Source organism: Tsukamurella pseudospumae (assembly GCF_001575205.1).
Taxonomy (GTDB): domain Bacteria; phylum Actinomycetota; class Actinomycetes; order Mycobacteriales; family Mycobacteriaceae; genus Tsukamurella; species Tsukamurella pseudospumae.
This window is the reverse complement of record NZ_LSRE01000006.1, coordinates 1-13,983: the sequence shown is the minus strand read 5'-3', so window position 1 is coordinate 13,983 and position 13,983 is coordinate 1. Positions and strand designations below refer to the sequence as shown.

Here is a 13,983-nt window from a genome sequence, read left to right as displayed (position 1 = left end):
CCTAGTGGTCGGGCCCGACAGGTACGGGCCCGCAGAGCGGTTTGGCTCCGTCGGCGCCCTCGGCTATGCTTGCAGGGTTGCCTCGCGTCCGGGCGTGTGTTCCACATGTTCAGGGCCGGCGGGGCGAAGCACAGGTTTTCAACTATTGCGAGGAGTACACGACTATGGCTGCCGTCTGCGACGTCTGCGACAAGGGCCCCGGCTTCGGTAAGTCGGTCTCGCACTCGCATCGGCGTACCAACCGCCGGTGGAACCCGAACATCCAGACCGTGCGCGCCCAGGTCGCGCCCGGCCAGACCCGTCGCCTGAACGTGTGCACCTCGTGCATCAAGGCCGGCAAGGTCGTTCGCGGGTAGTACGCGAGAAGCGCTTTCCGCCAAGGCCCGTCACCTCCGAGGTGGCGGGCCTTCGGCGTGTCCTATGCGTCCGAGCCCCGCGCCCCGGATCAGAGCGCCGCGGCGAGGTGCGGCAGCCGCCAGTCGATCGGCTCCGCGCCCAGCCCGGCCAGCGCCTCGTTCGCCCGCGAGAAGGGGCGCGAGCCGAAGAAACCCCGCGAGGCGGACAGCGGCGACGGATGCACGGACTCGATCCGTGGTGCGTCCCCGAGCCGCGGCCCGAGCGACGCCGCGTCGCGGCCCCACAGGATCGCGACCAGCGGCGCGTCCCGCGCGACCAGCGCGTCGATCGCGCACTCGGTGACCTTCTCCCAGCCCTTGCCGCGGTGCGAGGCGGCCTCGCCCGGGCGCACCGTCAGCACGCGGTTCAGCAGCAGCACGCCCTGCCGCGACCACGGCGAGAGGTCGCCGTTCGCGGGTATCGGCAGATCGAGGTCCTCGCAGTACTCCTTGTAGATGTTCTGCAAGCTCCGCGGGATCGGCCGCACCGACGGATCCACCGAGAAGGACAACCCGACCGCGTGCCCCGGGGTGGGGTACGGATCCTGGCCGACGATGAGCACCCGGACGTCGTCGAAGGGCTGCCGGAAGGCGCGCAGCACGTTCGCGCCGGCGGGCAGGTAGCCCCGCCCCTCCGCGTTCTCGGCCCGCAGGAACTCGCCCATCGCGGTGATCTCGTCCGTGACCGGGGCCAGGGCCTGCGCCCATCCGGCCTCGACGGTGTCCGTCAGGGGTCGCGCCGTCATCGTCCGTCCTCCTCGTCGCTCTCGGTGAAGGTGTTCCAGCCGCCCGCGGCGGGTCCCGCATCGCCGTCGACGGTGACGGTGCCCGCGGGCAGCGGCCCGGGTGCGAGCACGGTGCCGATCGCGCGCCAGCCGTCCGGCAGGGCCGTCCCCAGGGGGAAGGTTGCGAGTAGGGCGTGGTCCTCGCCACCGGTGCGCACCCACCGATGCGCGTCGGCGCCGAGTGCCGCCGCGCAGGCGACCAGCTCGGCATCCGGGTCGAGGCGCGCACCGTCGAGCGCGATGGTGACGCCCGAGGCCTTGGCGAGAGCGCGCGCGTCGCGGAGCAGGCCGTCGGAGACGTCGGTGAGGGCGGTCGCCCCGGCCGCGGCGGCCCGCGGCCCGGCGGCGAGCGGCGGCACTGGGCAGCGGTAGATCTCCACGAGGCCCTCGTGGCCGCCGACGCCCGCGAGGAGCACCGCCAGCCCCGCCGCGGAGTGCCCGAGCGTGCCGCACACCGCGACCACATCGCCCGAGCGGGCGCCCGAGAGCAACACCGGCGCACGGCCCTGCAGATCGCCGAGCACGGTCACGGCGAGCAGCACCTGATCGGTGCGCACCACGTCTCCCCCGGCGACGGCGCCACCGGCGTCCGCCGCGCCGCGGGTGGTGCCGCGCGCGATGCCCGCGATGACGTCCGCGCCGGTCTCGGGCGGGCACCCCAGCGTGACGGTGAACGCGGTGCACACCGCGCCCATCGCCGCGATGTCGGCAGCGTTCTGCGCCATCGCGCGCCGCCCCACGTGCTCCGGAGTCGTCAGGTCGAACCGGAAGTGCCGGCCCTCGACGATCGCGTCGGACGAGATCACGGTGCGCCCGTCGGCGGCGGCCACGACGGCGGCGTCGTCACCCGGCCCGACCAGCACGCGGGGATCGGGCCGCACACCGGCCACGGCCAGCGCGATCACGCCGTCCTCCCCCAGTTCCGCGGCGGTGCGCGCAGGGGACTGCGCAGGGCTCGCCGGCTCCTGAAACATCATCGCGGCTACGGTATCGGACGTGAGCGATGCAGACGACACGACCACCGAGGCCCCGCGGGACAAGGCCCCACGCACGCGCAGGAGCCCGGCCTTCCTCGCCACCGCCGTGGCCCTACCGGTGGCGGTGCTGGCCTGCTTCATCGCGTTCCTGATCCTGGTGCAGCAGAAGCAGGGAGACGCCCGCGACGCGGCGGAGGCCGGTCACCTGAAGTCGATCGCGGCACCGTCGTCGGGCGACGCGGGGTGCGCGGCGCTGCTCGGCGCGCTCCCGGCCGATGTCGACGGCTTCCGGCGCACCGACACCGCGGATCCCGCGGGATTCGCGCGCTGGACCAAGGACAAGGCCGGTGCCGTCGAGCTGCGCTGCGGCACCGACCGGCCCGCGGAGCTGAGCGCGACGGCGAAACTGCAGATCATCAACGGTGTGCAGTGGCTGCAGGCGGTCCCCGCGGGCGCGCCCGCCCCCGATGGCGGCGCCTACTGGACCGCTGTCGATCACCGCCCGTACGTCACGCTCTGGGTGCCCGACGGTGCCGGGACCTCGGCCGTGCAGGCCACCTCGGACGCGATCCGCGCGCACCTGCAGCAGGCATCACTGGATCTCGGGAAGTGACCTCGGGACGTACCGGCCGGTGAGCCTCAGCGCAGGCCGGTGCCGCGCGCCAGCGCCGTGTCGATGAGCAGCGTCAACAGCTCGGCGTAGTCCACTCCCGACTCGGCCCACATGCGCGGGTACATCGACGTCGAGGTGAAGCCCGGCATGGTGTTGACCTCGTTGATGACCGGGCCGTCGGCGGTCTGGAAGAAGTCCACGCGGGACAGGCCCTGGCAGTCGAAGGCGTGGAAGGCGCGCACTGCGAGGTCGCGGATCACCGCCGACTGCTCTTCGGTGAGGTTCGCGGGCACCGTGTACTGCGCGCGGTCGTCGAGGTACTTGGTCTCGAAGTCGTAGAACGAGTGCTCGGCGTCGGCGGCCATCTCGATCTCCGCGATGGCGGACGCGGCGACGCCTCCGTCCGGCCGTTCGAGAACGCCGATCTCCACCTCGCGGCCGATCACGGCGGCCTCGATGATCACCTTCGGGTCCCACTTCCGGGCCTCGGCGATCGCGGCGGGCAGCTCGGTGAGATCGGTGACCCGGGTGATGCCGATCGACGACCCGCCCCGTGCGGGCTTGACGAAGAGCGGCAGCCCCAGGCGGTGCAGCACGTCCGAGGGGACCTCGGTCTCGCGCTGGCGGAGCACGTGGAAGTCGCCGACCGGCAGTCCGTCCGCCGCGAGCAGCTTCTTCGCGAACTCCTTGTCCATGCCGGCCGCGGAGGCGAGGACGCCGGCGCCCACGTAGGGCACACCGACCATCTCCAACAGCCCCTGCAGGGTGCCGTCCTCGCCGTACGGGCCGTGCAGAACGGGGAAGACGACGTCGACGGCGCCGAACACGGAAGCAACCGAGTCCGCCCCGGCACCGTTCAAGGACGCCAGCTCGGCGCCGGGCAGGAAGGCGAGATCGGTCGGCCCCTCGGGGACGCTCGGCAGGGACCGGTCGGAGAACTTCAGGGCCTGCGCGTCGCCGTCGGAGAGCACCCACGCGCCGCCCCGGGTGATCCCGACGGGGATCACCTCGTAGCGCTCGGGATCGAGGTGCGCGAGGATGCTGCCCGCCGACACGCATGAGACCGCGTGCTCACTGCTGCGCCCGCCGAACACCACTGCCACCCTGATTCGCTCCGTCACGGTCGCCCACCTTACGTGGCGGCCGCGCCGAGGGCCACGCGGTCACCGGCCCGCTCGATCGCCCCGGAGGTCGCGGCTACTCGTCGCCCTTGGGACGCCACTCGCCCCCGACGTCGCGGTTGAGGAGGTCGTCCATCGCCCGGGAGACGGGGACCCCGTCGTAGCAGACGGCGCGCACGGCCTCGGTGAGCGGCATCTCCACACCCACGCGGCGAGCCAGGTCGGCGATGGAGATGCACGACTTGGCCCCCTCGGCCACCTGCCCGTGCGCGGCGGCCTGCGCCTGCTCGACGGTCATGCCCTGGCCCAGTCGCGCTCCGAAGCTGAAGTTGCGGGACTGCGGCGAGCTGCAGGTGGCCACCAGGTCACCGACGCCCGCCAGGCCGGCCAGCGTCAGCGGCTGCGCCCCGAGCGCCGTGCCCAGGCGCAGCGTCTCCGCGAGGCCGCGCGTGATGATCGCAGCCCGGGAGTTCTCGCCGAGGTTGATGCCAGAGGCGATGCCACAGACCAGCGCGATCACGTTCTTCGTGGCGCCGCCGATCTCGCAGCCCACGACGTCGTCGCTGGTGTAGGGCCGGAAGTAGTCCGTCCGCGCCAGGTACTGCGTGCGGGAGGCGCGTTCGGCGTTGTCGGAGGCGACGACGGCGAGCGTGGGCTGCCCCTTCGCGATCTCCTTGGCGAAGTTCGGCCCCGTCAGCACGGCCAGGCGGTCGCGGTCGATGCCGGCGGCGTCGACGACCACCTCGCTCATCCGGTCGAGCGTGCCGATCTCGATGCCCTTCGCCAGGTTGACCACGGTGACGTCGGGCGGAATCAGGTGGCCCCAGTCCTGCAGGTTCGCGCGCAGCGTCTGCGACGGCACCGCCAGCACCACGAGCCCCGCGCCGCGCATCGCCTCCGCGGGATCGTGCGTGGCGGAGAGGTTCTCGGGCAGGACGCCCTCGGGCAGGTACTGCGCGTTGATGCGCGTGCTGTTGATCTGGTCGGCGACCTCCTGCCGGCGGCACCACATCGTGACCCGGTGCGGTTCCGGCCGCGTGGCCTCCGCGAACACCTTCGCCATCGCCGTGCCGAACGAGCCCGCCCCCATCACCGCAACGTCGACCATCGCACCCCAACTCCTCGCATCGCGCTCGCACCCACGCCGACGGACATGGGCATCGCAGGAGAGCGTATCGCCCGACCATGCGCGGCACCGCCGGTTCCGCACGCCTAGATTGGTCGTCATGACCGCACTGCGCGGCGCCGACGCGCCCCCCGCCGTGGTGGTGGTGACCGCCGTGAAGTCACTCGACGCCGCGAAGTCCCGGTTCGCCGCGCCCGGCGCCGGACTGCGGGAGGCGGTCCCCGGGCTCGTCCTGGCGATGCTCCGCGACACGCTGGCCGCGGCGCTCGCCGTGCCCGCGGTGGCCGCCGTCCACGTCGTGTCGCCGGATCCCGTGGTCCGCGCGGTCGCCGCGGAGGCCGGCGCGATCCCCGTCGACGAGCCGCGGCCCGGCGGTCTCAACGCGGCCCTCGCCGCGGGGGCGGAGGCCGCCGTCGCGCAGTACGACGGTGCCGTAGCCGTTATCGCGCTGCAGGCGGACCTTCCCGGCATCACCGCCGGCGAGCTGGGCGCCTTCCTCGCCGCCGCGAACGGCCGTCGCGCGTTCGTGCCGGACCGTGCGGGAACCGGCACCGCCGCGCTGTACGCGCCGGCGGGCACGCCGCTGCGCCCGGCGTTCGGCGTCGGTTCGGCTGCGGCGCACCGGGCCGGGGGCGCCGTCGCGCACGCCGGGCCCTGGCCCGGTCTACGCACCGACGTGGACACCCCGGAGGATCTCGCCGGTGCGCTCGTGGTGGGCGAGCACACCGCGGCGGCCCTCGCCGCGGCCGATCCGGACATCGCGTCGAACTCGTGCGGTCCATGCGCCAGAATGGAGCGGTGACCACCGAGCCCTCCGCACCCGCCTCCGAATCGACTGCCGCTCCGGGGGCCGTCGCCGCCGAGAACTCCACGCCCCTCCCGGGCCGGATCACGGCGATCCCGACGGCGCCGCCCGCCGCTCCGGCGGAGGTGACCAGCGACCTCCCCGAGGATCGGTACCTCAACCGTGAATTGAGCTGGCTCGACTTCAACGCCCGCGTGCTGGCCATGGCGGAGGATTCGTCACTCCCCCTTCTCGAGCGCGCCAAGTTCCTGGCGATCTTCGCGTCGAACCTGGACGAGTTCTTCATGGTCCGCGTAGCCGGGCTCAAGCGACGCGACCAAATGGGACTGTCCGTCCGGTCGGCGGACGGGCTCTCGCCGCGCGAGCAGCTCCGGATGATCTCGCGTCGCACGCAGGAGCTCTCGCACAAGCACGCGCTGGTGTTCAGTGACGCCGTGCGCCCCGAGCTGGCGGCGCGGGGTATCTCGGTGCTGAGCTGGTCGGAGCTGTCGGCGGACGAACGCGAGCGGCTCACCGCGTACTTCCACAACCAGGTCTTCCCCGTGCTCACCCCGCTGGCGGTCGACCCTGCGCACCCGTTCCCGTACATCTCGGGCCTGTCCCTGAACCTGGCGGTCGCGGTGCACGACACCGCCACCGGCGGCGAGCATTTCGCCCGGGTCAAGGTTCCCGACAACGTGGATCGACTGGTCCCGGTGCGGTCGGAGCAGATGGACTACGCGGTGCTCCCCATGGAGGACCTCATTTCCGCCCACCTCGATGTCCTGTTCCCGGGGATGACGGTGGCCGAGCACCATGTCTTCCGGATCACCCGTAACGCCGACTTCGAGGTCGAGGAGGACCGCGACGAGGACCTGTTGCAGGCGCTCGAGCGGGAACTGGCGCGGCGCCGGTTCGGCTCGCCGGTCCGACTCGAGGTGGCCGAGGACATGTCCGAGCACATGCTCGAGCTGCTGCTGCGAGAGATGGACGTCGATCCCGCGGACGTGATCACGGTTCCCGGGCTCCTCGACCTGAATTGTCTCTTCGAGCTGTACGGCGTGGACCGGCCGGACCTCAAGGAGAAGCCCTTCGTCCCGGTGACGCACCCGGCCTTCGGCGAGCGCGAGACGCCTAAGAGCGTCTTCTCCACCCTGCGTGAGGGCGATGTCCTGGTGCATCACCCGTACGACTCGTTCTCCACGAGCGTGCAGCGGTTCATCGAGCAGGCGGCGGCCGATCCCCAGGTGCTGGCGATCAAGCAGACGCTCTACCGCACCTCCGGCGACTCGCCGATCGTCGAGGCACTGATCGACGCGGCGGAGGCCGGAAAGCAGGTCGTGGCGCTGGTCGAGATCAAGGCGCGCTTCGACGAGCAGGCAAACATCAAGTGGGCCAGGAAGCTCGAGCGCGCCGGGGTGCACGTGGTGTACGGCCTCGTCGGTCTCAAGACCCACTGCAAGACCTGCCTGGTGGTCCGGCGCGAGGGCTCGACCATCCGCCGCTACTGCCACATCGGCACCGGCAACTACAACCCGAAGACGGCGCGGCTGTACGAGGACGTCGGCCTGTTCACCGCCGATCCCGATCTGGGCGCGGATCTGACGGACCTGTTCAACCGGCTCACCGGCTACTCCCGCAAGGAGGAGTACCGCAATCTCATGGTCGCGCCGCACGGCATCCGGTCGGGCATCGTCGATCGGATCGACCGGGAGATCGAGCTGCACCGTGCCGGGAAGCCCTCGGGCGTGCAGCTCAAGGCGAACGCGGTCGTCGACGAGCAGATCATCGACGCGTTGTACCGGGCCGGGCAGGCCGGGGTGCCCGTCGAGGTGGTGGTCCGCGGCATCTGCGCCCTGCGGCCGGGCATGCCGGGGGTCAGCGAGAACATCACCGTCCGGTCGATCCTCGGCCAGTTCCTCGAGCACTCCCGGATCCTGCACTTCCGCGGTGCGGACGAGTATTGGATCGGCAGCGCGGACATGATGCACCGCAACCTCGATCGGCGCGTCGAGGTGATGGCGCAGGTCAAGGATCCCCGGCTCACGCGGCAGCTGGCCGAGATGTTCGAGTCCGCGCTCGACCCGGCCACCCGGTGCTGGGTGCTCGACGCCGACGGCAACTGGAACGCCTCCCCCGTCTCGGGTGAGACCGTGCGCGACCATCAACGGGAACTCATGCGCGCGCACCGCGCGAGCCAGCGGTGACCGCGAAGGGTGACGGCGCCGTCGTCCGCGCCGCCGGGGGCGTGCTGTGGCGGCACGGTCCCGACGGTGCCGAGGTCGCCGTGGTGCACCGGCCCCGCTACGACGACTGGTCGCTCCCCAAGGGGCACGTCGAACCCGACGAGAACGCCGTCGTGGGCGGACTCCGCGAGGTGGTGGAGGAGACGGGCTTCTCGGCGCGTTTCGTCCGCAGGATCGGCCAGGTGTCCTACGACGTGCCGCGGCGCGGCCGGCACGGCCCGGGCGGAGCGACGGCGCGCAAGCGCGTGTCCTACTGGTCGGCGCTCGCCGGTTCCGGCGTGTTCGCACCGAACGAGGAGACCGACGAATTGCGCTGGCTCCCGGTGGAGGCCGGCACCGCACTGCTGACGTACCCGATGGACAAACGGATCCTGCGCGCCTTCGGCAAGCAGCCCGAGTCGACGGCGACGATGCTGATCGTCCGGCACGCCAAGGCGGGACGGAAACAGGGTTACCAGGGCGACGACCTCGCGCGCCCGCTCGACCGGAACGGCCGCGCCCAGGCCGAGGCGCTCGTGGACCTGCTGGGCGCCTTCGGGCCCGGCAGGCTGCTGTCCGCTCCCCCGGTGCGGTGCACGCAGACCCTGGAGCCCCTGGCGGCCGAGACCGGCCTCCCGCTCGTCCTGGAGCCGACGATGTCGGAGACCGCCTACGCGCGCGACCCAGCGGCCGCGCACCGTCGGATCCGCGAGATCGCGCGGACCGGTGAAGAATCGGGCACCGTGCCGGTCGTGTGCAGTCAGGGCGGGGTGATCCCGGAGCTCACTGCGTGGTGGGCGGGAGCCGACGACGTCCGGTTGCCGCCTGCCCGCAACCGCAAGGCGAGCGTCTGGGTGCTCACCACGTCGGGCGGCCGCCTGCTGACCATGGACCACGTCGACAGTCCGCTACCGCTACACGCGAATACGTAGGTCCCGGTCGATCGTCCGGGAAGTGGCCTCGACGACCGGCTCCTGCGACCGCGCCCCCGTCACACTGATCTGCGCGATGTAGGTCGCGTCGCGCCCGGCGATCACGACCGTCGATTGTCCGACGACGGCGGGCATGCCGTCCAGGTAGTAGGTCGCAGCGATCTTGTACGCGCGGTGTCCCGCCAACGACTCGGTCCGCGGCGAACCGTGGGGTGCGTATCCCGCAAGGTTGCGCACCTCCCCGGGCGCGACGGCGAGGAGCGCGTCGTGATCGATCGCGCGTCCCGTGAGCCGCGAGAGCAGGACCACCACGTTCGGCGTGTAATCCGTGGCGGCCACGCCCGTGTACTTCACAGCGGCATAGGTGTTCTCACCGGCCTGTTCCGTCGCGTCCACCCAGTCCGGCAGGGTCGGCAACTGGATCGTCGGCGCCGACGCATCGCCGACGTGCACGGGCGTCTCGGTGATGCCGGCGTCCCGGAGGTAGTCGGCGATCGTCGTTTCGGCACCGGGGACCGAGGAGGCCGGCGACGCGGAAGGGTGGGCGGGCGTGGCGTCGTCGGCCGAGATACTGAGGCTGCACGCCGCCACGGAGAACGCCGTCCCCAGTGAGATGAGCACGGCTGAGAGACGGTGTACGAGGTTCGTCGAGGTCATGTGCCGACGGTGCGCCGGCCCACTAGGAGAACTCTTGGAGCCTGTCCCGCGCGGCCCGCGCCCACACCTCGTTCCCGCAGCGCTCCGCCAGCCGCGCCGCCGCGCGGTAGTGGTCGGCCGCACGCGCCGGTCCGCCGAGTCGCGCAGCGAGATCGCCGAGGACCGTGTCGACGGGCCCGACCACGTAGCACCCCGTGTCGGCGCCGCCGAGTTCGCCGCTGTAGCGCAGGAGTTCGTCGTAGACGTCGACGACCTCGTCGTGGCCTCCGATCGCCGCCACCGCGATGCCCCGCGTGGTCAGCAGCAGGGAGTGGAAGAAGTCCCGCCGCACCGGGCGGACCGCGCGCCGCACCCGCTCCGCGTCGGAACGCCGACCCGCCGACAGCAGCGCCAACGCGACCGGATCGCACAGGACGTCCCCCGCGGACGAATCGATCGCTCCGAGGACCTCCGCGAACTCCGCGACGTCCCCCAGTGAGAGCCGGACGCTGAACTGTGCGAGCGCGATCATCCCCGCTCCGTCCGCGATCCGCTGACGAGCGAACACGTCGCCCGCCCCGCGGTACTGTTCCGCCGCCTCGGCGAAGCGCCCACCCGCGTGCGCGAGCATCGCGTGGATCAACAGGTTGGAAGCGATCGCCTGCCCCCACCGGAACATGCCCACCAGCCGGTCCATCTCCGCGAGGTGAGCCCGCGCCTCGTCCAATGCCCCTTCGGCGCCGGCGGATTGGACGTGTGTGAAATGTCCGATGAGACCGAACACCTCGCGATTCGCGGACTCCCCGAGACCGATCAGCTCGTCCGCCAGTTCCGCCCGTTCCGCCGGCGGCGTGAGGGGGCGCGGCAGTGTCAGGTAGGCGACGAGCGCCAGCCCGCGCACGAGCGGATCGCCCACCGTCGCGGACAGTTCGAGCACCTCCCTCGCCGCATCGGCCGCGACCTCGTCCCGCTCGCCGTACACCTCCTCGATCAGGACGACGAGCAGGCGACATCGAACGTCCGGGGGCGGATCGGTCTGCTCGAGCCGCTCGCGCACCGCATCGACGATCTCCGTGTCGACGGAGCCGTACCGTCGGGTGATCAAGGGCGTCGGCAGGTCCCACGCGGTGATCGCGGCGTCGATCATCTCCGCGTCGGAGCGCTGCGCGAGCCGCACCGCCCGCAGCCTGGTCTCGCGGGCCTCCTCGAGTCGCCCGTCCGCGAGCAGCGTCCGGCTGAGCCGGCACAGGTGGGCGATCCGGTCCCGGGCGGCGTACCCCGGGATCCGGATGCACGCGCGCTCCGCGGCCCGCAGGTTCTCCGCGGCGACGTCGTAGGCGAACCTCGCGTCCGCGAGGTCGGCGGCGACGAGGGCGTATCGCAGTGCCTCGGCGGCGTTGTCGGCGCCGAGAGCGGCACCGTGGTGATGGGCGATGGCCGCCACCGCCGCGGGGTCGACCTCCTCCCACGCCCGGGCGATCCGACGGTGCCACCGCATCCTGCGCAGACGCGGTAGGTCTCCGATGAGAGTGTCCCGCACCAGAACGTGGGTGAAGCTCACCGTGGTCCCGTCCACCTCCAGGAGGCCCGCGAGCCGGCCGGCGTCGAGACCGTCGAAGACGACCTCCTCCTCCACCTCCGCCGCGAGGACGAGCACGTCGAGATCCGCCGTGCGACCGACGAGGGCCGCCAGGCGAAGAACGGACACCGCGACGTCCGGCAGGCGCGACAGGCGCCGGCGCAGCACGTCCCGCACACCGGCGGGCACCGCCGAGAGCGCGACGAGCTCGCCCTCGCTGCGCAGCAGGCGCGCGCTCTCCTTGAGATGGAAGGGATTTCCCCCCGTCCGCTCGAGCAGCCGTCGCATCGTGTCGGGCGACGGTGCCTGGTGCGCGAACTCGGCGACGAGCGAGGTGGCGTCCTCGAGGGCGAGGCCGGGCAGCCGGAGTCGGAGCGGGTGCCGGACGGCGAGGGCCCCGAGCGCGATCTCGAGGTGCCGGCCGACCTCGGCGGGTCGGTACGCGCCGACGACCAGGACGGGGACCGCCTCCGCGACCTCGATCAGGAGGTTCAGCGTCTCGGACTCCGCGCGGTGCAGGTCGTCGAGGAGGATCGCTACGGGTCCCCTCGTCGCGGCTGCGGACAGGGTCTCGACGACGTCCTGGTGGAGGAGGAACCGGGACATCTCGGCGGAGTGTTCCGCGCCCGCCCGCTCCGTCGACACCGCCCCCGCGAGCCGATCCACGAGCGCACGACACCGTCCCTCCTCGCCGCGTTCCCCCAGGGCTCCGAGCACCTGACTCCACGCCCACGCCGGAGGAGCGCCTTCGGCCTCGGGGCAACGGCCGGTGACCACCTCCCATCCCCCGGCCCGGAGGACGCGCGCGACACGCCCCAGGAGGGCGGACTTCCCGTCGCCCGCCTCCCCGGTGACCAGACACAGCCCGGGTTCGCGTGCGGTACGGACGGTCTCGGCCGCGTCGACGATCGCGGTGACCTCCGCCGTCCGCCCCAGCAATCCGTCGTGCGGGGGTGCGGCGGCGTCCACCGCGACGGTGGGGGCTCCGTCCGTCGCCGCGGCGACGGAGCCGGCCGGGTTCGCCGACGTGGGGAGCGGTCGCCGGATCACGTCGACGGGGATCCGCTGGGCGAGGATGTCCGCCTCCAGGGCCGCGAGCGCCGGTCCCGGATCCAGGCCGAGCTCGTCCGCGAGCACGGCGCGCGCCTCGCGCAGCGCGCCGAGCGACTCCCCCTGTCTCCCGGCGACGTACAGCGCGTGGGCGAGGATCCGCCACGCGTCCTCCCGGAGCGGGTGATCGCGTCGGAGGGAGTCGGCGAGCAGCACGGCGCCGGTCGCGTCACCGCACCGCAGGACGGCTTCGGCCTGCCGTACCCGGGCGTCGGCGTGCAGTTCCTGGAGCCGTCCGATCTCGACGGTGGCCCAGGACGAAGCCGCGAATTCGGCGTACGCCGGACCTCTCCACAGCGCGAGAGCGTCATCGAGGAGGCGGCGCACCGCGGCCGGCTCCGCAGTCGATCCGGATTCCTCCAGCACGGATTCGAACCGCCACGCGTCCACCTGTGCGGTGTCGAGTCGGACCGCGTATCCGGGCGCTCGACTCACGAGGATCTGCGCTTGCGCCCGCGGCGCCCGCTCGGGCTCGAGCTGCCGCCGGAGGTTGGAGACGTAGGCCTGCAGCGCTGCCAGCGCGCGGCGCGGGGGCTCCCCGTGCCACAGATCGTCGATGAGCCTGTCGACCGACACCACCCGGCCGCGGGCGATCACCAGGAGGGCGAGCACGGCGCGCTGCTTGGGGCCGCCGAGCTCGACCCGACCCCGCCCATCACAGGCCTCCAGCGGCCCCAGTACCCGGATCTGCACCATAACGGTGCTCAGTGTAGGTGCCGCGGGCCGCGGTCGGGTGCGGCTTCCAAGTGCTCTACAAGCCACGGGGGCGATCGTCGGCACGGAACCGCACCGACCGAGAAGGAGTTCCCATGACGACGACGGCGAACCGCCCGCAGACCGAGGAGATGGTCATCGTCCACACCCTCTTCCGCACCCACCTCGCAGCCCTGCCCGACCTCGTAACCGCTGTGCCGGACGGCGATCGATCGCGCGCCGCCGACCTGGCCGGCTGGCTCTCCGAACTCCTCACCGGCCTGCATCACCACCACGTCGGTGAGGACGAACTGATGTGGCCGGTGCTGGCGAGCAGGGCCCCGCAGGATCGGGCCCTCGTCCTGAGGATGGAGGAACAGCACAGCCGCATCGCCGACCTGGTGGCGGGCTGCCACCGGGAGGGGGCCGCGTTCGCGGCGTCCGGTCGGCGCACGGACGGCGGGACACTGGCTGCCACACTGAGCGACCTGAATGATTCCCTCGCCGAGCACCTGTCGGACGAGGAGCGGCACGTCCTGCCGATCGTGCGAGAGGTGATGAGCGTCGACGAGTGGCGGGCGTTGGCCGACCGGGGTAACGCATCGATCCCGAAGGAACGGCGCCTCGTGTTCCTGGGATTCATGCTCCACACGGCGACCCCTGAGCAGCGGGACCTGCTCATGACGCAGTTGCCGCTGCCGGCGCGCGTGGTGTGGCGCCTCGTCGGCAGAAGGGACTTCGCGCGGGCGTACCGACAGATCTACGGCGCCGGCCCGCAGTGGTGAACACTGCGGGCCGGTGCCGTCGAGCAGTCGTGGGCTACTTCTTCGCGGCCTTCTTGGCCGGAGCCTTCTTGGCGGGGGCCTTCGCCGCGGTCTTCTTCGCGGCGGTGGTCTTGGCCGGAGCCTTCTTGGCGGGGGCCTTCGCCGCGGTCTTCTTCGCGGCGGTGGTCTTGGCCGGAGCCTTCTTGGCGGGGGCCTTCGCCGCGGTCTTCTTCGCGGCGGTGG

At 72.3% G+C, this 13,983-nt stretch carries 13 protein-coding genes; 6 read left to right on the top strand and 7 right to left on the bottom strand.

From position 1 onward, the window contains the following. Nucleotides 1-164 precede the first annotated feature (164 nt). Nucleotides 165-356 (top strand): 50S ribosomal protein L28, encoded by a 192-nt coding sequence (gene rpmB, locus AXK61_RS04705; protein WP_068521417.1) that lies wholly within the window; start codon nucleotides 165-167, stop codon nucleotides 354-356. Between the two features lie 89 nt (nucleotides 357-445). Here the strand turns inward: rpmB and AXK61_RS04700 are convergent, their stop codons facing one another. Next, a complete protein-coding gene (locus tag AXK61_RS04700; RefSeq protein ID WP_068572344.1) occupies nucleotides 446-1,141 on the bottom strand; it encodes a uracil-DNA glycosylase in 696 nt (231 codons plus the stop codon). Further along, nucleotides 1,138-2,157: a thiamine-phosphate kinase gene (locus AXK61_RS04695; RefSeq protein ID WP_231855432.1), complete on the bottom strand. Its 1,020-nt coding sequence runs from the start codon at nucleotides 2,155-2,157 to the stop codon at nucleotides 1,138-1,140. Before AXK61_RS04695 ends, AXK61_RS04700 begins: the two co-directional genes overlap by 4 nt. Before the next feature lie 19 nt (nucleotides 2,158-2,176). Here AXK61_RS04695 and AXK61_RS04690 point away from each other — a divergent pair, with 19 nt between their 5' ends. Continuing rightward, nucleotides 2,177-2,770 (top strand): DUF3515 domain-containing protein, encoded by a 594-nt coding sequence (locus AXK61_RS04690; RefSeq protein WP_068572342.1) that lies wholly within the window; start codon nucleotides 2,177-2,179, stop codon nucleotides 2,768-2,770. Between the two features lie 26 nt (nucleotides 2,771-2,796). On the opposite strand, the gene AXK61_RS04685 is transcribed toward AXK61_RS04690, so the two are convergent. Both AXK61_RS04685 and AXK61_RS04680 read right to left on the bottom strand, forming a co-directional pair. Beyond that, the gene (locus AXK61_RS04685; protein ID WP_068572340.1) at nucleotides 2,797-3,891 is read right to left on the bottom strand and encodes a D-alanine--D-alanine ligase family protein; all 1,095 of its coding nucleotides are present in this window, start codon (nucleotides 3,889-3,891) and stop codon (nucleotides 2,797-2,799) included. A gap of 76 nt (nucleotides 3,892-3,967) precedes the next feature. Further along, on the bottom strand, nucleotides 3,968-4,999 hold the full coding sequence (locus tag AXK61_RS04680; protein ID WP_068572338.1) for an NAD(P)H-dependent glycerol-3-phosphate dehydrogenase: 1,032 nt from the start codon (nucleotides 4,997-4,999) through the stop codon (nucleotides 3,968-3,970). A 118-nt stretch (nucleotides 5,000-5,117) separates the two neighbouring features. Between AXK61_RS04680 and cofC the strand changes: the two genes are divergently transcribed. Genes cofC through AXK61_RS04665 form a run of 3 tightly spaced genes read left to right on the top strand, consistent with a single transcriptional unit; the run spans nucleotide 5,118 to nucleotide 8,958 of the window. Next, nucleotides 5,118-5,819: a 2-phospho-L-lactate guanylyltransferase gene (gene cofC / locus AXK61_RS04675; RefSeq protein ID WP_068572337.1), complete on the top strand. Its 702-nt coding sequence runs from the start codon at nucleotides 5,118-5,120 to the stop codon at nucleotides 5,817-5,819. Further along, nucleotides 5,798-8,008: an RNA degradosome polyphosphate kinase gene (locus AXK61_RS04670; protein ID WP_082778061.1), complete on the top strand. Its 2,211-nt coding sequence runs from the start codon at nucleotides 5,798-5,800 to the stop codon at nucleotides 8,006-8,008. The genes cofC and AXK61_RS04670 overlap by 22 nt, the downstream gene beginning before the upstream one ends. Continuing rightward, nucleotides 8,005-8,958, top strand: a complete 954-nt coding sequence (locus tag AXK61_RS04665; protein WP_068572333.1) for an NUDIX hydrolase — start codon at nucleotides 8,005-8,007, stop codon at nucleotides 8,956-8,958. The genes AXK61_RS04670 and AXK61_RS04665 overlap by 4 nt, the downstream gene beginning before the upstream one ends. Here AXK61_RS04665 and AXK61_RS04660 read toward each other — a convergent pair. Next, nucleotides 8,941-9,615, bottom strand: coding sequence for an LpqN/LpqT family lipoprotein (locus tag AXK61_RS04660; RefSeq protein ID WP_068572331.1), 675 nt, complete (start codon nucleotides 9,613-9,615; stop codon nucleotides 8,941-8,943). The two genes, AXK61_RS04665 and AXK61_RS04660, sit on opposite strands and share 18 nt — an antisense overlap. Nucleotides 9,616-9,637: 22 nt before the next feature. Next, nucleotides 9,638-12,979 carry a BTAD domain-containing putative transcriptional regulator gene (locus AXK61_RS04655; RefSeq protein ID WP_068744096.1) on the bottom strand — a complete coding sequence of 1,114 codons (3,342 nt, stop codon included), beginning with the start codon at nucleotides 12,977-12,979 and terminating at the stop codon, nucleotides 9,638-9,640. 113 nt (nucleotides 12,980-13,092) lie between these two features. Here AXK61_RS04655 and AXK61_RS04650 point away from each other — a divergent pair, with 113 nt between their 5' ends. Continuing rightward, entirely contained in the window at nucleotides 13,093-13,761 is a 669-nt protein-coding gene (locus AXK61_RS04650; RefSeq protein ID WP_068572327.1) for a hemerythrin domain-containing protein, read from the top strand. A gap of 34 nt (nucleotides 13,762-13,795) precedes the next feature. On the opposite strand, the gene AXK61_RS04645 is transcribed toward AXK61_RS04650, so the two are convergent. Beyond that, nucleotides 13,796-13,983 (bottom strand): hypothetical protein (locus AXK61_RS04645; RefSeq protein WP_197466744.1); only part of this gene is annotated, 188 nt, incomplete at its 5' end.